Source organism: Thermocrispum agreste DSM 44070 (assembly GCF_000427905.1).
GTDB lineage: Bacteria > Actinomycetota > Actinomycetes > Mycobacteriales > Pseudonocardiaceae > Thermocrispum > Thermocrispum agreste.
Genome location: NZ_KE386604.1, coordinates 438,449 through 456,413, shown reverse-complemented (window position 1 = coordinate 456,413; position 17,965 = coordinate 438,449). Strand labels below are relative to the sequence as shown.

General features: G+C 69.8%; 16 protein-coding genes. 1 reads left to right on the top strand and 15 read right to left on the bottom strand.

Annotation, left to right across the window (positions count from 1 at the left end):
- Nucleotides 1-102: 102 nt before the first annotated feature.
- The gene (locus YWY_RS22525; RefSeq protein ID WP_038045480.1) at nucleotides 103-2,661 is read right to left on the bottom strand and encodes an ATP-dependent Clp protease ATP-binding subunit; all 2,559 of its coding nucleotides are present in this window, start codon (nucleotides 2,659-2,661) and stop codon (nucleotides 103-105) included.
- Between the two features lie 542 nt (nucleotides 2,662-3,203).
- On the opposite strand from YWY_RS22525, the gene YWY_RS0116840 reads away from it, so the two are divergent.
- Entirely contained in the window at nucleotides 3,204-3,857 is a 654-nt protein-coding gene (locus YWY_RS0116840) for a (2Fe-2S)-binding protein (protein ID WP_245566710.1), read from the top strand.
- Nucleotides 3,858-4,295: 438 nt separating this feature from the next.
- Here the strand turns inward: YWY_RS0116840 and YWY_RS0116835 are convergent, their stop codons facing one another.
- The 14 genes from YWY_RS0116835 to YWY_RS0116770 form a co-directional block, all read right to left on the bottom strand.
- A complete protein-coding gene (locus YWY_RS0116835) occupies nucleotides 4,296-4,637 on the bottom strand; it encodes a histone-like nucleoid-structuring protein Lsr2 (RefSeq protein ID WP_028848574.1) in 342 nt (113 codons plus the stop codon).
- A 1,089-nt stretch (nucleotides 4,638-5,726) separates the two neighbouring features.
- Nucleotides 5,727-6,512: a type III pantothenate kinase gene (locus tag YWY_RS0116830; RefSeq protein WP_028848573.1), complete on the bottom strand. Its 786-nt coding sequence runs from the start codon at nucleotides 6,510-6,512 to the stop codon at nucleotides 5,727-5,729.
- Nucleotides 6,512-6,997 carry an aspartate 1-decarboxylase gene (gene panD, locus YWY_RS0116825; RefSeq protein ID WP_028848572.1) on the bottom strand — a complete coding sequence of 162 codons (486 nt, stop codon included), beginning with the start codon at nucleotides 6,995-6,997 and terminating at the stop codon, nucleotides 6,512-6,514. Before panD ends, YWY_RS0116830 begins: the two co-directional genes overlap by 1 nt.
- Nucleotides 6,998-7,013: 16 nt before the next feature.
- Nucleotides 7,014-7,901 carry a pantoate--beta-alanine ligase gene (panC, locus tag YWY_RS0116820; protein ID WP_028848571.1) on the bottom strand — a complete coding sequence of 296 codons (888 nt, stop codon included), beginning with the start codon at nucleotides 7,899-7,901 and terminating at the stop codon, nucleotides 7,014-7,016.
- The gene (locus YWY_RS22520; RefSeq protein WP_084609332.1) at nucleotides 7,898-8,821 is read right to left on the bottom strand and encodes a Rossmann-like and DUF2520 domain-containing protein; all 924 of its coding nucleotides are present in this window, start codon (nucleotides 8,819-8,821) and stop codon (nucleotides 7,898-7,900) included. The genes panC and YWY_RS22520 overlap by 4 nt, the downstream gene beginning before the upstream one ends.
- Nucleotides 8,822-9,295: 474 nt before the next feature.
- Nucleotides 9,296-10,840, bottom strand: a complete 1,545-nt coding sequence (locus tag YWY_RS0116810; protein WP_028848570.1) for a DUF6779 domain-containing protein — start codon at nucleotides 10,838-10,840, stop codon at nucleotides 9,296-9,298.
- Between the two features lie 52 nt (nucleotides 10,841-10,892).
- On the bottom strand, nucleotides 10,893-11,351 hold the full coding sequence (locus YWY_RS0116805; protein ID WP_028848569.1) for a DUF3180 domain-containing protein: 459 nt from the start codon (nucleotides 11,349-11,351) through the stop codon (nucleotides 10,893-10,895).
- Nucleotides 11,352-11,388: 37 nt separating this feature from the next.
- Nucleotides 11,389-11,889 carry a 2-amino-4-hydroxy-6-hydroxymethyldihydropteridine diphosphokinase gene (gene folK, locus YWY_RS0116800; RefSeq protein ID WP_028848568.1) on the bottom strand — a complete coding sequence of 167 codons (501 nt, stop codon included), beginning with the start codon at nucleotides 11,887-11,889 and terminating at the stop codon, nucleotides 11,389-11,391.
- Complete coding sequence (gene folB, locus YWY_RS0116795; RefSeq protein ID WP_038045476.1) at nucleotides 11,886-12,281, bottom strand: dihydroneopterin aldolase; 396 nt, start codon at nucleotides 12,279-12,281, stop codon at nucleotides 11,886-11,888. The genes folK and folB overlap by 4 nt, the downstream gene beginning before the upstream one ends.
- Nucleotides 12,278-13,114, bottom strand: coding sequence for a dihydropteroate synthase (gene folP / locus YWY_RS0116790; RefSeq protein ID WP_051310371.1), 837 nt, complete (start codon nucleotides 13,112-13,114; stop codon nucleotides 12,278-12,280). The genes folB and folP overlap by 4 nt, the downstream gene beginning before the upstream one ends.
- Complete coding sequence (gene folE / locus YWY_RS0116785) at nucleotides 13,111-13,707, bottom strand: GTP cyclohydrolase I FolE (protein ID WP_028848565.1); 597 nt, start codon at nucleotides 13,705-13,707, stop codon at nucleotides 13,111-13,113. The genes folP and folE overlap by 4 nt, the downstream gene beginning before the upstream one ends.
- Before the next feature lie 43 nt (nucleotides 13,708-13,750).
- Entirely contained in the window at nucleotides 13,751-16,027 is a 2,277-nt protein-coding gene (ftsH, locus tag YWY_RS0116780; RefSeq protein ID WP_028848564.1) for an ATP-dependent zinc metalloprotease FtsH, read from the bottom strand.
- A 217-nt stretch (nucleotides 16,028-16,244) separates the two neighbouring features.
- Nucleotides 16,245-17,153, bottom strand: a complete 909-nt coding sequence (locus YWY_RS0116775; RefSeq protein WP_028848563.1) for an ESX secretion-associated protein EspG — start codon at nucleotides 17,151-17,153, stop codon at nucleotides 16,245-16,247.
- Nucleotides 17,150-17,947 carry an ESX secretion-associated protein EspG gene (locus tag YWY_RS0116770; RefSeq protein WP_028848562.1) on the bottom strand — a complete coding sequence of 266 codons (798 nt, stop codon included), beginning with the start codon at nucleotides 17,945-17,947 and terminating at the stop codon, nucleotides 17,150-17,152. The genes YWY_RS0116775 and YWY_RS0116770 overlap by 4 nt, the downstream gene beginning before the upstream one ends.
- Nucleotides 17,948-17,965: the final 18 nt, after the last annotated feature.

The following is a 17,965-nucleotide window of genomic DNA, read 5'->3' as shown; positions in this document are numbered from 1 at the left end:
CACCCGACCGGCCACCACACCGGAACCGGGCGCCCGGCGTTGCACGAACGAACGGCGGGCCCGCAGAACCCTGCGAACCCGCCGTCGTTCAGCCCGGCGTGCTTACTCGCTCTCGGCCGCCTTCTCGCCGCCTTCGCCACCGCTGGCCGCGGCCACGTCGACCGGCGGAGCGTCCGGCACGGCCTTCGGCTTCGGCTCACCGCGGAAGGTGAACTTGGCCTTGTCGATGGGCGAGTCGGACTTGCCGTCCCAGCCCTCGACGTCGACCACGATGATCTGGCCCGGCTTGACCTCGCCGAACAGGATCTTCTCGGACAGCTGGTCCTCGATCTCGCGCTGGATCGTCCGGCGCAACGGACGGGCACCCAGCACCCGGTCGAAGCCCCGGCGGGCGAGCAGCCGCTTGGCCTTGTCGGTCAGCTCGAGACCCATGTCCTTGTTCTTGAGCTGCTCCTCGACCCGGCTGATCATCAGGTCCACCATCTGCACGATCTGGTCCTCGGTCAGCTGGTGGAACACGATGATGTCGTCGATCCGGTTGAGGAACTCCGGCCGGAAGTGCTTCTTCATCTCCTCGTGGACCTTCTGCTTCATCCGCTCGTACTGGCCCACGTCGTCCGTCTTGGACGAGAACCCGAGGCTGACGGACTTGGAGATGTCCTGCGTGCCCAGGTTCGAGGTGAAGATCAGCACCGTGTTCTTGAAGTCGACCGTGCGGCCCTGGCCGTCGGTCAGCCTGCCGTCCTCCAGCACCTGCAGCAGGGTGTTGTAGATCTCCTGGTGCGCCTTCTCGATCTCGTCGAACAGCACCACGGAGAACGGCTTGCGGCGGACCTTCTCGGTCAGCTGGCCGCCTTCCTCGTAGCCGACGTACCCGGGCGGGGCACCGAACAGCCGCGACGCGGTGTACCGGTCGTGGAACTCGCCCATGTCGATCTGGATCAGGGCGTCGTCGTCGCCGAACAGGAACTCGGCAAGCGCCTTGGACAGCTCGGTCTTCCCGACACCGGACGGGCCAGCGAAGATGAAGGAACCGCTCGGCCGCTTCGGGTCCTTCAGGCCCGCACGGGTCCGGCGGATCGCCTGGGAGACCGCCTTGACGGCGTCCTCCTGGCCGATGATCCGCTTGTGCAGCTCCTCCTCCATCCGCAGCAGGCGGGTGGTCTCCTCCTCGGTCAGCTTGAACACCGGAATGCCGGTCCAGTTGGCCAGGACCTCGGCGATCTGCTCGTCGTCGACCTCGGCGACGACGTCCAGGTCACCGTCCTTCCACTGCTTCTCCCGCTCCGCCTTCTGCTGCAGCAGCGACTTCTCCTCGTCGCGCAGCCGCGCGGCCCGCTCGAAGTCCTGCGCGTCGATCGCGGACTCCTTCTGCCTGCGCACCTCGGCGATCTTCTCGTCGAACTCGCGCAGGTCCGGCGGCGCGGTCATGCGGCGGATCCGCATCCGCGCCCCGGCCTCGTCGATCAGGTCGATCGCCTTGTCCGGCAGGTAGCGGTCGTTGATGTAGCGGTCGGCCAGCGTGGACGCGGCCACCAGCGCCGAGTCGGTGATGGTCACCCGGTGGTGCGCCTCGTAGCGGTCGCGCAGGCCCTTGAGGATCTCGATGGTGTGCTCCAGGCTCGGCTCGCCGACCTGGATGGGCTGGAACCGCCGCTCCAGCGCCGCGTCCTTCTCGACGTACTTGCGGTACTCCTCGAGCGTGGTGGCGCCGATGGTCTGCAGCTCGCCCCTGGCCAGCATCGGCTTGAGGATCGACGCCGCGTCGATGGCGCCTTCGGCGGCACCGGCACCGACCAGCGTGTGCAGCTCGTCGATGAACAGGATGATGTCGCCGCGGGTCTTGATCTCCTTGAGGACCTTCTTCAGCCGCTCTTCGAAGTCACCGCGGTACCGCGAGCCGGCCACCAGCGAGCCGAGGTCCAGCGTGTACAGCTGCTTGTCCTTCAGCGTCTCGGGAACCTCGCCCTTGACGATGTTCTGCGCCAGACCCTCCACCACGGCGGTCTTGCCGACACCCGGCTCGCCGATCAGCACCGGGTTGTTCTTGGTCCGGCGGGACAGCACCTGCATGACCCGCTCGATTTCCTTCTCCCGGCCGATGACCGGGTCAAGCTTGCCTTCCCGTGCGCTCTGCGTCAGGTTCCGACCGAACTGGTCGAGCACCAGCGACGAGGACGGCGTCTCGCGGCCGCCAGTACCCGCCTCCGCGGGCTCCTTGCCCTGGTAGCCGGACAGCAGTTGCAGCACCTGCTGCCGCACGCGGTTCAGGTCCGCACCCAGCTTCACCAGCACCTGGGCTGCAACGCCTTCGCCTTCCCTGATCAGGCCGAGCAGGATGTGCTCCGTGCCGATGTAGTTGTGGCCGAGCTGCAGCGCCTCCCGAAGCGACAGCTCGAGCACCTTCTTGGCGCGCGGCGTGAACGGGATGTGCCCACTCGGCGCCTGCTGCCCCTGGCCGATGATCTCCTCGACCTGCTGACGCACGCCCTCCAGCGCGATGCCCAGCGACTCGAGGGCCTTGGCGGCTACGCCTTCACCCTCGTGGATCAGGCCCAAGAGGATGTGCTCGGTGCCGATGTAGTTGTGGTTGAGCATCCGGGCCTCTTCCTGGGCCAGGACGACCACCCGCCGAGCGCGGTCGGTGAACCTCTCGAACATCTCTACTCCCTGACTGCGTTGGCGGTGTCTGGGCCACCACGCCTGAACAACGTGATGTGTGCAGCACCGTAATGCCACTGTAGTAGCCACACCATTGCCGCGGCGTAACCACTCAGCTGTATTCCACCCTGCGGGCTCGCCCGAGACAACGAGTCTGCTCGTCACAGGATTCCTGCCTACGCAGCGTGTCCGCTAAGCGCGAACACACTGGTCCCGACGGCCGTACGCTCACCCGCCTGCCGAAGCAGCCGAGTGCGCCCAGTAAGGTTAGGCAAGCCTTACTCCCGTTCGTTTTCCACAGAGGGGCTCGTCACATGACGGCCGACCGTCTCGCGACCCGCACAGCGGCTCCCCCGGCGGCTGGCCCAGCTCGCGCGGCCGCTCCGCAAGCGGCGGGTCCGGCGCCACGTGACCCACTTGGGCTAGCCGAGTCCATCAGGCAGCTCCCGCCCGCGTGGCTGCGTTTGGAGCACGGCCTGCCGACGGGCCAGGGGTGGCATCGCTGCGACGAACTGTTGTCACCGGGCAGTCCCGGCCTCGCCTTGTGGCATGAGCAGATACTGCGATGGCTGCGGGAGGAACACGGCGAGGCTCCCGAGCGCACCGCAGCCGGCTACCTGCGCTGGTGGTATCTGTCCGCGATCGCCATCTACGCGGCGATGCTCTTCCATCACCGACGCCGGGTGCCGTCGCTGCGGCCGTCCGATCTTCACGTACGGATCTCACCGCAGGGGCGGCCGGACGTCTCGGGCGTTGCGGTGACGGCTGACGAGTTCGTCTGCCTCCCCAACGACCCTGCGGCGGGCACCCGCGCCGCCACGACCGTCGCTTCGGCGCAAGCGCTCGCCGCTTTGCTGCGCGCACGATTCGCCGGACATGCCGCCCGCTTCATCGCCAGCTACCGCCCGGCGGTGCGGTTCGGCCCGCACACGTGGTGGGCGACGGCCACCGATGCGTTGGACACCGGGCTCTGGATGGCCGGCCAGCTCGGCGGCGACGAAGGAGCGGGCGTGGCGGACGCCGCGCTGGTCCTGCCCGACGCGCTCGCGCCGTTCACCTCGGCCAGCACACTGCGCTGCCAGACCGTGGACGGAACGCCGTGCTGGGTTCGGCGGCGCGAGTCCTGCTGCTTCGCCTACCTGGTCAACGACGGCGAAGCCTGTGCGGACTGCCCGCGGGTGAAGCCGAAGCGCTGACCGGGCACGCCATGATCCACATATAAACACTGTCTGGCCACCGGCCACCGGCTCGAAGACGAACACTGTCGGGCTACCGGCCGCCAGCTCGAGAAGGAACACCGCCCGGCCACCAGCCGCCAGCCCGAGAACGAACCCCGCCCGGCCACCAGCCGCCAGCCCGAGAACCAACCCCGCCCGGCCACCGGCCACCGACTCGAGGACGCACGCACCCTCGCCACGGCGGACCGAGCACCCCTCGGCGAGAACCCGGCGAAGACTGCCCGGACGCTCCGGCATCGAGTGCCCGTACGGTGCCCTCCACCGCCCGCCTGCGCCCCGTGGGACGAAAGACCCCGAAAGTGTCACCCCGGCAGACATGGCAAAGGGGCCGACGACCTCCCGTCGGCCCCCTGCACTGCCGGAGTCTTGCGGAGCGTTTTCACTCCACCACCGAGGTCAGTTCTTCTTCTTGTGGTACGCCTCGACGACTTCGGTCGGGATCCGGCCCCGGTCGGACACCGCGTAACCGTTTTTCCGCGCCCACGCGCGAATTGCCTGGTTCTGCTCCCGGTCGACCGACGCGGACTTGCTGGCCGAAGCCGAACGAGCCGGACGCTTACGACCACCGGCACGCCGCGCGTGCTGGACATACTTGGCCAGCGCGTCGCGCAGGTTTTTTGCATTCTTCGCCGACAGGTCGATCTGGTAGGTCACGCCGTCCAAGCCGAACTCGACGGTCTCGTCGGCGTCCGAACCGTCCAAATCGTCAATCAGCGAGACCAGCACCTTCTGAGCCATGGCTTTCCTCCCGGGGGTAATGCTCCGGCTGAATCGTCACGCGTCCCATGCACACTACGGACGACGGGTCATGTCATTAATACCCACATTCTACGACGGGCGCAATCAGAGGGTGATTGGGACCGTTATTCCGCTCGCACCTGCGCAAACGCCACGCGTTCCGCGGATAGTCCACACGGGCGCGCCGCCGACCGTGCTATTCGGCGCACCGCCGGTCGGCGGCGTCCGGTAGACCGACACGGGTAAGAAATGCCTGCGCACGCCACGTGCTTCTGCGCCGCCGGTGCTGACGTACGGATCCCGCCCAGGTCAGGCCGCTCACCGGGTCGAGGGAACCCCCACTCCCTTCGTCCTGCGCGGCGCGGCAGGTCCGCACACCGGCCGGCCCGAAGGCGCAAGCGGCCCGCACGCCGGGAGCCGTGGGCAACCACGGGTGGCATGCCGGGGGTTCCGATCAATACGGTATGTTTTCCCGATTGCCGGATTAGCGGCCACGCGCATACGAACACCGCTCCCTAAGTGATCCACCGGCTCGGCATCGAGTTCGTCCTGCATGCCCGGGCGACACCGGCTCGTCGTCACTTTCCGGCGCGACCCGGGCGGACGCCGGGAAAGCGAGCTGGGCATTGCCAGCACGATCCGCCCGCGCGACAGGTGGTAATCGGTCCCGGCGGAAAGAGTGACCGGCCCTCATCCGGCCACATCCCCCATCGCCGCCGTCGACGGGGCAATGCCGCGGTCCGCAGAACCGACAAGAATGCCCAGGACACCAGTTTCGGCAGCTCGGCTTCGCGCCAACTCCGTACCGGTACGCACGACCGTTAGCGAATCGGTTCAGTTGGTACGACCAGGAGCAAGGCGGACGGCCGGGCGGGGAATACCTGTCGGCACCTGCCCTCAGCACTCACCGGGACCAGGTGCGCAAAGTGAAATAAGTCACGCGACCGTGATCGAGCTCGATTCGGTCGCGGGCCGGATCAGCCGGGACAAGTGCCCGTCACACCCCACCCGAAAGTGTGATCCCGGGAGCGGGCATTCCCGGTCGCCGCGAAGATCGGCACAAACGAGGCCGCGGGCACGCCGCGGTGTTCATCGTTTGTTGCGCTCGAACGCCAGACGCAAACCGAGCAAGGTCAGGTCCGGCCGGTGCTCGGTGATCGTGCGCGACTCCGCCACCACCAAGCCGGCGAGCCCGCCGGTGGCGACCACCGCCACCTGGCCCTGCTCGGTGCCCCACTCCGCGAGCACCCTGCTGACCAACCCGTCCACCTGCCCGGCGAACCCGTACAAGATCCCCGACTGCAGGCATTCCACGGTGTTCTTCCCGATCACCGAGCGCGGGCGCACCAGCTCCACGGTCCGCAGCGCCGCGGTGCGCGTGGCCAGCGCGTCGAGCGAGATCTCGATACCAGGAGCGAAGGCGCCACCGAGGAACTCCCCGGCCGCCGAAACCGCGTCGACCACTGTGGCCGTGCCGAAGTCCACCACGACGCAAGGCCGGTCCGGGTGCAGCGCGTGCACCGCCATGGCGTTCATCAACCGGTCCGGCCCGACTTCCTTCGGGTTGTCCACCCGCAGCGGGATCCCGGTGCGCACCCCCGGCTCGATGATCACCCGCGGCACGTCCGGGTAATAGCGGCTCAGCATCGCGCGCAGCTCCCGGCGCACCGGCGGCACCGTCGACAGCACGCTCACCCCGGTGATCTGGTCGGCGTACTCGCCGAGCATGCCGCGCATGGTCCAGGCGAGTTCGTCGGCGGTCAGCCGGTTGTCTGTGCGCATTCGCCAGTCGCGCACCAGCCGCGCGCTGTCGCCACGGCCCTCGTAGATGCCGAACCTGAGGTCCGTGTCGCGGGCGGAAACGGTGAGCAGCATCAGCCGTCGGCGTGCAGCAAGGCGTCGAGCTTGGCGGCGTCCGCGGTCTCCGGCGCTTCCGCGGCCTGACGGCCGGCCTGCACCGAACCGCTGATCAGCCCGGACCCCTCCGGGGCGCTGCCCGGGTCGGTGCCCCGCTCGACGATCTTGTTGTCCGCGTCCACGAAGACGATCTTGGGCTGGTAGGTGGCGGCCTCGGCGTCGTCCATTTGCGCGTACGACATCAGGATCACCAGGTCACCGGGGTGCACCAGGTGCGCGGCGGCCCCGTTGATCCCGATCACGCCGCTGCCCGCCGCGCCGGGGATGACGTAGGTCTCCAGCCGGGCACCGTTGGTGATGTCGACGATCGCGACCTGCTCCCCCGGCAACAGGTCCGCCGCGGTCATCAGGTCCTCGTCCACCGTCACGGAGCCGACGTAGTGCAGGTCGGCTTGCGTCACGGTGGCCCGGTGGATCTTGGATTTCAGCATCGTCCGCAGCATGGGTGTGCCTTTCTCGTCACTCCGGTTCGCCCAGCACGATCCCCACGTTGTCGATCAACCGGGTGGCGCCGACCTTCGCGGCCACCAGCAGTCGGGCGGCACCGGTCTCGGGGGCAGGGCCGAGCTGGGGATCACGCAATTCCAGGTAGTCCACCTCGACCTCGGGCCGCGCGGCCAACGTGGCCTCTGCGGCGGCCAGTGCCGCCGGACCGCCCTTGTGGGCGGAGTGCGCGCCCGCGGTCAGCGCGGCAGACAGCGTCACCGCCAGCTCGCGCTCGCGCGGCGACAGGTAGGCGTTGCGGGACGACAGCGCCAGCCCGTCCGGCTCGCGCACCGTGGGCACGCCGATCACCCGTACGTCCATGTTCAGGTCCCGTACCATGGCCTTGACCAGCACCAACTGCTGGTAATCCTTCTCGCCGAAGAACGCATACGCCGGCCGCACGATGTTGAACAGCTTCGACACCACGGTGAGCACCCCGGCGAAGTGGCCAGGGCGGCTGGCGCCTTCCAGCTCGTCGCCCAGCGGCCCGGGGTGCACCGTCACCCGCGGCTCGCCGTCGGGGTACATGTGCTGCACGGTCGGCGTGAACGCCAGCTCGACCCCGGCCTGCTCGAGCTTGGCCAGGTCCTCCTCGAGCGTCCTCGGGTACCGGTCCAGGTCCTCGTTCGGCCCGAACTGCAACGGATTGACGAAGATCGACACCACCACGGTGACGTTGCCGGGGATGCGCTTGGCGCGGCGGATCAGCTCCATGTGCCCGGCATGCAGCGCGCCCATGGTCGGCACCAGCACCACCGTGCGGCCGACGGCACGCAGCGCGGCCGTGGTGCGGGACACCTCGGCAGGGTCGGCAATCACGTTCAGCTTGCCGCGGACGAAGCTCGACTGACTCGACGTCATCGGGTTCCTCTCCCCAGCACCCCGTTGATGGCTGCGTACCCGTCGTCGCGCAGCATGCCGGAGGCATGCGCCCGGGTCGCCGTGCGGGTGGCCAGCGCAGTGTAGGACGGCAGGACATCGGCTGCTTCGTCGACCAGCACACCCAGGTGGGTGCGAACCGTGCCGGCGTCGCCACGGGCGACCGGGCCGGTGAGCGCGCGGTCGCCGTGCCGCAGCACGTTGTCCAGCGCCGCCGACAGCAGCGGGGCCAGCACGCGCTCGGCGTTGGCGATTCCTGCCCGCTGCAGCAGGTCGACGCTGTCGGCCACCAAAGTGATCAGGTGATTGGCGCCGTGCGTCAACGCCGCGTGGTACAGCGGCCGGGCGGCTTGCGGGATGCGCACCGGTTCGGCACCCATCTCCACCGCCAGCGCCTCACCCACGTTGGCCGCTGCGTCGTCACCTTCGGCGGCGGTCACTCCGATGCACGCCGAGCCCAGCCGCTCGATGTCCTCCGCGCGGCCGGTGAACGTCATGGCGGGATGCAAAGCGACACACAGCGCGCCGACTTCGGCCGCCGGGCGCAGCACGTCGACCCCGTGGGCGCCGGAGGTGTGCACGACGATCTGGCCGGACCGCAACGACCCGGTGTTCACCAAGCCGTGCACCGTCCCGGCCAAGGCGTCGTCCGGGATGGCGAGCAGGACCAGATCGGCTTTCCTGGCCACCTCGTCGGGCGGCAGCAGCGGGACGTCCGGCAGCAGGGTCTCGGCGCGGCGGACGGATGCGGCGGACACTCCGGACGCCGCGACGATCTCGTGCCCGGCGCGCCGCAGCGCGGCCCCGAGCACGCTGCCGACGCGGCCCGCGGAGACCACGCCGACGGCCAACCTGGCCTCCCGCCGTCCGCCGTCGTGCGGCATCGGGGAGCTTGCCTGCATCGTTGCTCCTTTGCTCGTTCCAGTCCCACGCGGCGTGGGTACCGGACGACGCGAGGCAGCGTAACTCACCGCGATCGGCTTCGGCTGCGCCGAGGTGACCGATCACACCAGGACGGAGGTGCATTGCCGGCCACTCCGGTCGTTCCGGCGACCTTGCGCCGAATGGAACGGTCCCCTACCCGGACCGGGAGAACGAGGAGCCCTCGCCGCAACGGCTTACCCGGTACCGACGTTCGATGGCGGGGATTCCGGCGTGGCGACGGTTCGGTGGGCGGCCGGGATTCCGGTGTAGCGACGGTTCGGTGGGCGCCGGGATTCCGGCGTGGCGACCGTTCGGTGAGCGCCGGGGATTCCGGCGTGGCGACCGTTCGGTGGGCGCCGGGATTCCGGCGTGGCGACCGTTCGGTGAGCGCCAGGGATTCCGGCGTGGCGACCGTTCGGTGAGCGCCAGGGATTCCGGGGTAACGATGCCCGCTAGTCACGCCGTCGACGGCGGCGCGGCACTGAGGAGCCGTACGCGGCCAGCAGCTCCGAGACCGAGCGGCCGGACGAGTGCGAACCGTATGCCTCGTCCTCCTCCTCGCGCTGCGCGGATTGCGACTCGACCGAGTGCAACCACGGCCGCTCCGGCTCGTCGTCCCGGTCGCGACGCGAACCGGTCGTGCCGACCTCGGGCGACCCCGGCTCGGGCTCCTCCTTGCGGCGACGGCCACCCGGGCGCAGGTTCTCCCGCACCGCGGGCGGCAACGTGGGGTTGAGCGTGATGTGCGTCTTCTCGTCGAAGATCGACTCGTCACGAACGTCGTCACCGTCGGCTCCGTGCCGACCGCGCGGGGCCCTCGCCTCGTCGGCATCGCGCCCGCGGCGATGCGGGACGTCGCCGCCTTGCGGCCGCACCGGCCTGCTCGGCTCCGAACCGGCCAGCCACGGCGGTACGTCCTCCTTCGGTGCGCGGCCACGCTCCTCGCCCGGATCGGGCCGCCGCTGCTGCTCCGGCCGACCTGCGGGCGGCTCAGCGCCCGCGCCACGACGCCCCAGCCACGGTGGCTCACGTCCTTCGTCCCTGGAGTTGGGGAAGCCCGCGTGCCGGTCCCGATTCGGTGGGGCCGGCCGCACCTGGGCCGGCTCGGGCGATCGCGCCGCCGCATGCACCGGCTTCTCGCCGGGGTGGCCGGGCGGACGGCCGTCGCCGCGCCGTTCCGGCCGGCCTCGCCGGGCGAAGTCGTCTTCCCGGATCCTGGGCGGCGCGGGCTCGGCTGGCCTGCCACGACCGGCATCCGGCCGAGCCGCACCCTCACGGCGCGGGCCGCCCGCCCGGTCGTGATCCCGCGCACCGGGCCCCCGCTGGCCGTCCGGGAACGACGGCGGGCCGTCCACCGGCCGGTTCGCGCCGCGGCGCGGCCCCGGCCGCACCGACTGATCGGCGCCTGCCGAACCGTCACGCTCCTGCGCAGTATCGACCACCGGCGGCAACAACTCGGTGCGCTGATCGGCCAGCGCGCTACGCAACTGCCGTTGCGGTCCGTCGGTCCGGTTGGACGGCGCGTCGATCGTCTTCGGCTTCGGTTCGCTGCGCAGTGACCGCATGCGGGTCGATTGCGCGGTCAACGCCACTCGCTCGTAGAGCACCTCGCCGTTCATCAGCCGCTGCAACGTCTCGCGCAACGTGGCCAGCTCGTTGCGCAAGGCATCCAGCTCCTTGCGCGTGGTTTCCTCCGCTGCCACCTTCGCGTCGGCCTCGACCTGCAGCTCGTACTCGCGGCGGGCGGCGACTTCCCGCTCGAGCTCCAGCTCGTACATCGCCTGGGCGTCTTCCAGCGACTCCACCGCGCGATCGGCCTGCCTGCGGTAGTGGGTGGCGAGGAAACCGCCGAGGAACGCCGCCCACAGCGCGGCGACGATGCCCAGGCGCAACCAGCGCGCATCATCGGACAGCACCAGCAGGACCGTGGCGACCACGGCGAAGATCGCTCCGGCAACCAGCCACGCGGGGCTCGACCGGTGTCCGTCCTGATGCATGGCCCCGAGGGTACCTGGTAGTTATCGGCCCGAGACCAATCTGTGTCGAGAACTATGAGCTCGTTGTCCGATCGTCCCGCTCGGCGTCCCTTTGGTCAGGGGTCCGGCAGCTGTGTTCCAGCCACAGCGCCGTGCCGATCAAGGCCGCGGCACAGGCCGCACCGATCAACGCGGCGGGTACTTCGGCGTCGGCCACCACGCTCGACCGGCCCGCCAGATAGAAGTAGGCGCCCAGCCAGCCGCCGAGCATCACCGCCCCCAGCAACGACGACGCCTTGGCCAGCACGACGCACCGCGCCACCACGATCGGCTGGGTCACCTGCCGCCGGGTGATCCTGGACTTCACCCACCGCGCCAGGATGCCTTCGATCAACGCCAGCACCGCCAACGGCAGGCCAGCGGCGGTCGGCAGCCGCGGGATCTGCGACGAGGCGACCTCGAACAGCAGGTACCCCGCACCGAGACCGATCACGCCGGCCAGCAACAAGTCGGTGACCCGGGTGAAGTGCACGCCGCCAGCCTAGCCAGGAGCACCCGGCGCAGGCTCGTCACGCAACGCGCAGCACGAGATCGTCCCGCCGCACGACACCGGCCCGCTCCTGTGCCGGGCGCGCCGCCAGCAGCGCATCCACCCGGCCGTGACCGGGCAGCTCGGCATCCGGGTCCACGGCCAGCCAAGGAATCAGCACGCTGGAGCGGTCGGGTGTCCCGGGGTGCGGAAGCAGCAGCCGCGGATCGTCCGAGCGCACCTGATCGACCGTCACCACGTCGACGTCCAACGTTCGCGGGCCCCAGCGGATCTCCCGCACCCGGTTGGCCTTGCGCTCCAGATCCTGGGCCAGCCGCAGCCAGCCCCAGTGGTCGAGGTCGTCGTCCGCGGCCAGTACCACGGCGTTGAGGAACAGCGGCTGGTCGGTGACGCCCCACGGCTCGGTCTCGTACACCGGGGACACCGCGCGCACCCGGGGGCCCAGTCCGTCCACGGCCAGCTGCAGATAGGCCAGCCGGTCCCCGAGGTTCGATCCAAGGGACAACACGGCGTCGCTCATCGTTGCCGAGCGTCCTCCCCGGCACCCTCCCGCCGTCGGTACACGGTCACGGCGACGTCGGCGAACTCGCGCGGAATCGGTGCCGACGGTTTGTGCACGGTCACCTCGGTGGCCTGCACCCGCTCGTCGCTCAGTACGTGCCGGGCGATCCGCTCGGCGACCGTCTCGATCAAGTCGCACGGCTCCCCGCCGACGATCGCGGCCACCTGCTCGGCAAGGGCGCCGTAGTCCAGGGTGTCCGCCAGGTCGTCCGTCGCCGCCGCCTTGGCCAGATCCAGCCAGGCGACCACGTCGACGACGAAATCCTGGCCGTCGCGCTTCTCGTGGTCGAAGACCCCGTGGCGGCCGTGCACCCGCAAACCGGTCAGCGTGATGCGGTCGCCGCGCGTCACGGCTTGCCCCGCATCCAGGCGTGCGCCACCTTCACCGCGTCCAGCGACGGCCGGACGGCATGCACCCGCACGCCCCACGCCCCGTTGGCCGCAGCCAGCGCCGAGACGGCAGTCGTGGCGTCCTCCCGGCCGCTGGGCTCCCGGGGCGTGTCGCCGACGGCGAGCAGACTGCCCAGGAACCGCTTGCGAGAAGCGCCGATCAACACCGGAAAGCCCAGGTCGAGGATTTCCCCCAGGCGGTGCAGCAAAGCCCAGTTGTGGTGCGGGCGTTTGGCGAACCCCAGGCCGGGGTCCAGCACGATCTGCTCGGCCGACACCCCGGCCGCCAGTGCGGCGTCCACCCGGCGGCTCAACTCGTCGCGCACGTCCGTGACCACGTCGTCGTAGATGGCCAGGCGGTCCATGTCACGGCTGTGCCCACGCCAGTGCATCAGCACCAGCGGAACCTTCGCGTCCGCCGCGACATGCACCATGTCCGGATCGGCCAGGCCACCGGACACGTCGTTGATCACCGCGGCGCCCGCCTCCAGCGCTGCGGCGGCAACAGCCGCGCGCGTGGTGTCCACCGACAGCACCAGCCCGTCGGCGGCCAGCTCCTTGATCACCGGGATCACCCGGTCCCGCTCCACCTCGGCGGCCACTCGCTCGGCACCCGGCCTGGTCGACTCGCCGCCGACGTCGATCAGGTCGGCGCCCTCCGCGGCCATCTGCGCCGCGTGCGCCAGCGCGTCGTCCAAATGCAGGTAGCGGCCACCGTCGGAGAACGAATCGGGCGTCACGTTGAGCACCCCCATCACCACGCAACGCCCTGGGCGTGGCAACTGGAAGCTCATCGACGTGCCTTGATCAGGTCGAGCGCCTCCGCCCGGGAGGCCGCGGACGTCTTCAGGATCCCCCGCACCGCCGACGTGGTGGTGCGTGCGCCTGGTTTGCGGATTCCCCGCATGGCCATACACAGGTGCTCGGCTTCGATCACCACGATGACCCCGCGCGGGTTGAGCTTGCGATCCAGGGCATCGGCGATCTGCGACGTCAGCCGCTCCTGCACCTGCGGTCGCTTGGCGTACAGATCCACCAGCCTGGCGAGCTTGGACAGGCCGGCCACGCGGCCGCGCTCGTCCGGGATGTACCCGACATGGGCCACGCCGTGAAACGGCACCAGGTGGTGCTCGCAGGTGCTGAACATCGGGATGTCCGTGACGAGCACCAGCTCCTCGTGGCTTTCGTCGAACGTCCGGTCCAGCACCTCGTCCGGGTCGGTGTGCAAGCCGGCGAACATCTCCTGGAAGGCCCTCGCCACCCGGGCAGGGGTCTCCTGCAACCCGGGTCGGTCCGGGTCCTCGCCACAGGCAATGAGCAACTCGCGCACGGCCTTCTCGGCGCGCGCCAGATCGAATGTCGAATCCGAATCCTCTCGCGGAGCGATGACGTCTTCGTACTCGTTGACGTCGACACGCAGCCGCGGGTGCTCACCGCTGATGATGACCGTCCTCGTCGTCCCGTCGATGCTGCCCCGGCTCGTTCGCCACGCCCGGGGGCCGGGTCGGCGGCGGGGTGTACGTGCCGGGGTTCCGTCGCTTCGGCCACGTCGCCGGCCGCCAGCCGGGCGGAGCCCCGTAGTTCGGCGGCGCCCCGCCGTTCGACCTGGCCGGCCGGTACGCGTACGGATTGTCGCTGTTGGTGCCACCGCCGTTGGCGCCGGGACCGGTGACCGGCTCCTCCGGCGCGGCCGTGACCACCTGGGTGGCGGGCTCTTCCTGCGGTCGTGGCTGCTCGGCCGCGTCCGGCTTGGCCTGCTTGCCCGGCGGCGGCCACGGCTCACCGCGCTCGGCGGCGAGCTCGGCAGGCGTCTTGATCGGCGGCTTGTCCGACGGCTTGCGCTTGCCGAACTCGTTGAACACGGTGATCCGCGGGCGCTTCTCCACCTTCGCGAAGATGCGCTCGAGGTCCTTGCGGTGCAAGGTCTCCTTCTCCAGCAGCTCCATCACCAGGTCGTCGAGCACGTCCCGGTAGGTGGACAGCACCTCGTAGGCCTCGGTGTGCGCGGTCTCGATGAGCTTGCGGACTTCCTCGTCGATCTCGTGCGCGACCTCGAGCGAGTAGTCGGCGTCCCGGCCTGCGGACCGGCCCAGGAACGGGTCGGCCTGCTCCTGGCCGTACTTGACCGCGCCCAGCCGGGCGCTCATGCCGTACTCCTTGACCATCGCCTTGGCGATCTTGGTTGCCTGCTCGATGTCGGCCGACGCGCCGGTGGTCGGCTCGTGGAAGACCAGTTCCTCGGCGGTGCGCCCGCCCATGGCGAACACCAGCCTGCCGATCATCTCCGAGCGGGTCATCAGCTCCTTGTCGTCCTCCGGGACGATCAGCGCGTGCCCGCCGGTGCGCCCGCGCGGCAGGATGGTCAGCTTGTACACCGGCTCGATGTCCGGCATCGCCCACGCCGCCAGCGCGTGCCCGCCCTCGTGGTAGGCGGTGATCTTCTTCTCCTTCTCGGAGATGATCCTGCTCTTGCGCGCCGGGCCGGCGATCACCCGGTCGACGGACTCCTCCAGCGCTGCGTTGGTGATCTGGGTGCCGTTCTGCCGGGCGGTGAGCAATGCCGCCTCGTTGAGCACGTTGGCCAGGTCGGCGCCGGACATGCCGACGGTCCGCTTGGCCAGGCTGTCCAGGTCGACGTCCGGGGCCAGCGGCTTGGACTTGGCGTGCACCTGCAGGATGGCCCGGCGGCCGCGCAGGTCGGGCGCCGACACCGGGATCTGCCGGTCGAACCGGCCCGGCCGCAGCAGCGCCGGGTCCAGGATGTCCGGCCGGTTGGTGGCGGCGATCAGGATGATGCCGCCGCGCGAGTCGAAGCCGTCCATCTCCACCAGCAGCTGGTTCAGCGTCTGCTCGCGCTCGTCGTGGCCACCACCCAGGCCCGCGCCGCGCTGGCGGCCGACCGCGTCGATCTCGTCGACGAAGATGATGCACGGCGCGTTCTGCTTGGCCTGCTCGAACAGGTCGCGCACGCGCGAGGCACCGACACCGACGAACATCTCCACGAAGTCCGAACCGGAGATGGAGTAGAACGGCACCCCGGCCTCGCCTGCGACCGCCCTGGCCAGCAGCGTCTTGCCGGTGCCGGGCGGGCCGTAGAGCAGCACGCCCTTGGGGATCTTGGCGCCGAGCGCCTGGTAGCGCGCCGGGTTCTGCAGGAAGTCCTTGATCTCCTGCAACTCCTCGACCGCCTCGTCGGCCCCCGCGACGTCGTCGAACGTCGTCTTCGGCATGTCCTTGCTGAGCTGCTTGGCCCGTGCCTTGCCGAAGTTGAGCACCCGGTTCCCGCCGCCCTGGGCGTTGTTCATCATCCAGAACAGCAGCAACAGCAGCAGGCCGAGCGGGATCATGTAGATCAGCAGCTGGCCCCAGATGGTGTCCTGGGTGACCTCCGACGTCGTCTTGACGTCGTTCTTCACCAGCTGGTTGACCAGATCCTCGCCTGCCCCCGCCGGGTACTGCGCGATGATCTTGGTGGCCGGCTGCCCGTCGACCTCGACCGGCTCCTTGAGTGTGAGGAGAATCTCCTGCTCGCGATCCTTCTGGACAGCCTCGGCGACGTTGTTCGCGGAGATCTGCTGCATCGCCTGCGAGGTCGGCACCGCGGTGTAGTCACGGTTCTCGTCCGTCAGGGTGGAGATCAAGAAGAACGCTGCGATGGCCACGACCAGCCATAGCAGGGGGTTCTTGAGCAGGCGCTTACGGTCCATGCTGATCGGCCTCGGCGGCCTTGACCTCCCTGATTGCGCGGACTGCCATCACGCCGCGTGCATACCCGGAAAACGTCGGGTAGACACCACGTCCTACCAGCGTACCGCCCTCGCGGAAGCAGCTCCTACCCACGTCCACGTACGCATACGGACAGTCCAGCGGACGACTCGTCGTCATGACAACGTCGCACCGGCGGCACCGGTTCCGCCGACTCGATCAGACACTCAGCCCCGCCTGCGCCTGCACCGACGACACCATCTCGGCCAGCCTGGTGCGCAACGTCTTGGCGTCGGCGCCGGAGACGGTGATCCACTCGTGACCGTCCGGGCCGGGGCGGGCCAGGCTGAGATACCGGCCGGTGACGGTGTCGAACCAGGCCAACGCGGGGGAACGGAACTTCTGGCCGGCTTCGTCCCGCGCGTTGGCGGCCAGTTGCCCGCCGCGCAACCGCGGCTGCGCGATCAGCAGCGCGTAGTCCTTCTGCGGGTTCCCCGACGTGCGCTCGGACAGCGGCTTGCGCCGCACCGGTTCCGGTTTCGGCTCCTCCGGCTCCCTGCGCCACAGCCCGAACCGGGACTTCGGCTTCGCCTCGGCCTTCTCCTTTTCCTTCTCCTTCTGCTGCTCCAGCTCCGCCGGATCGGGGCCGACCTTCACCAGCGCCGGGCGCGTGCGCAGCGCCTCGTCCAGCGACAGGGTGACCGACCGCTCGGTGCCGCGCTGGCACGGCGGCAGCAGCGAGATGATCTCCGAGGCCAGCGCGTCCGGGTAGATCGGCCGGAACGTGATGGCCTCCTTGGTCTGCTTGACCAGCACCGCGTTCTCCCCGTCGTGCGCGGCGATGGCGCACACCGGCGGATGCCGGAACTCCGGAATGTGCGCGGCGTCCACGCTCACCTGGGGCCTGGCCAGCACCCGCAGCCACGTGTCCAGCTGCGGTTCCAGCTCGCCGTAGGAGTTCTTCAGGCCGAGCGACCGCAGCTCCCGCTCCACCCGGTGCTTCAACGAGACCCGCTCGTTCATCGTCTTGCCGTGCGACGGCACCTGCAGCGGATACGGATGCTCGCCCAACCCCAGCTGTTCCCACAGGAAGTCGAACTGCATCGGGGTGAGGGTTCGCTCGCTCACACGACCTCCCTGTCCGCGCGCTGCACCCCGTTGATCATCTCGTTGATGCGTTCCCGCAGCGTCGCCGCATCCGCGGGCGCCACGGTGATCCACTCCCGGCCGTCGGTGCCGGTGCTGGCCCTGGTCAGGTACCGGCCCGACACGGTATCGAACCAGCTCAACACCGGGGAGCGGGCCTTGGTGCCCACCTCGGTCCGCACATTGGCGCCGATCTGGCCGCCCCGCACTCGCTCCTCGGCGTGCAGTTGCGCCAGCACCTTGCGGTCCTCGTCGATCGGGCTCTGCCGCCCGGACGGGTCCTTGCGCTGCAGGAAGTCCACCCCGGCACCGGTCATCAGCTCGTCCACCGGCATGGTCACCGAACGCAGCGTGCCGCGTTCGCCGGGCGGCAGCAGCGACACCACCGCGCTGGCCAGCCCGTCGTGCGGGATCTCCTTCAGCCACAGGCCGCGTTCGTCCTGCACCGCGAGCAGCCCACGGCCGTCCAGCGCACCGGCCACCACGCGGACGGCCTTGCGGCCGCGCTCGGCGATGTGCACCGCGTCGACCGTCAGCTCGCCGCCTGCCAGGATCTCCAAGTACCCGGCCAAGCGCGGCTCGACCCGCCCGGCGCCGTCGAGCATGCCGCGCCGGGCGAGGTCGGCAAGCACCGTGCGGCGCAGCTGATCACGCTCGCCCACGGTCCTGCCGTGCGACGTCCGCACCAGCGGGTACGGCACCTCGCCCGGCTCGGCCAGCTCCCAGAGGAAGTCGAACTCCAGCGCCGTGATCGGGCTCGATGCGGGCTGGGTCATCGATCAGGCCAGCCCGGG

Coding starts and splice junctions, on each gene's coding strand:
- YWY_RS22525 (WP_038045480.1), bottom strand. CDS start 2,661: ATGTTCGAGAGGTTCACCGACCGCGCTCGGCGGGTGGTCGTCCTGGCC.
- YWY_RS0116830 (WP_028848573.1), bottom strand. CDS start 6,512: ATGCTGCTCACCGTTTCCGCCCGCGACACGGACCTCAGGTTCGGCATC.
- panC (WP_028848571.1), bottom strand. CDS start 7,901: ATGACGTCGAGTCAGTCGAGCTTCGTCCGCGGCAAGCTGAACGTGATT.
- ftsH (WP_028848564.1), bottom strand. CDS start 16,027: ATGGACCGTAAGCGCCTGCTCAAGAACCCCCTGCTATGGCTGGTCGTG.
- YWY_RS0116810 (WP_028848570.1), bottom strand. CDS start 10,840: ATGCATCAGGACGGACACCGGTCGAGCCCCGCGTGGCTGGTTGCCGGA.
- folP (WP_051310371.1), bottom strand. CDS start 13,114: ATGAGCTTCCAGTTGCCACGCCCAGGGCGTTGCGTGGTGATGGGGGTG.
- YWY_RS0116770 (WP_028848562.1), bottom strand. CDS start 17,947: ATGACCCAGCCCGCATCGAGCCCGATCACGGCGCTGGAGTTCGACTTC.
- folK (WP_028848568.1), bottom strand. CDS start 11,889: ATGAGCGACGCCGTGTTGTCCCTTGGATCGAACCTCGGGGACCGGCTG.
- panD (WP_028848572.1), bottom strand. CDS start 6,997: ATGCTGCGGACGATGCTGAAATCCAAGATCCACCGGGCCACCGTGACG.
- YWY_RS0116835 (WP_028848574.1), bottom strand. CDS start 4,637: ATGGCTCAGAAGGTGCTGGTCTCGCTGATTGACGATTTGGACGGTTCG.
- YWY_RS22520 (WP_084609332.1), bottom strand. CDS start 8,821: ATGCAGGCAAGCTCCCCGATGCCGCACGACGGCGGACGGCGGGAGGCC.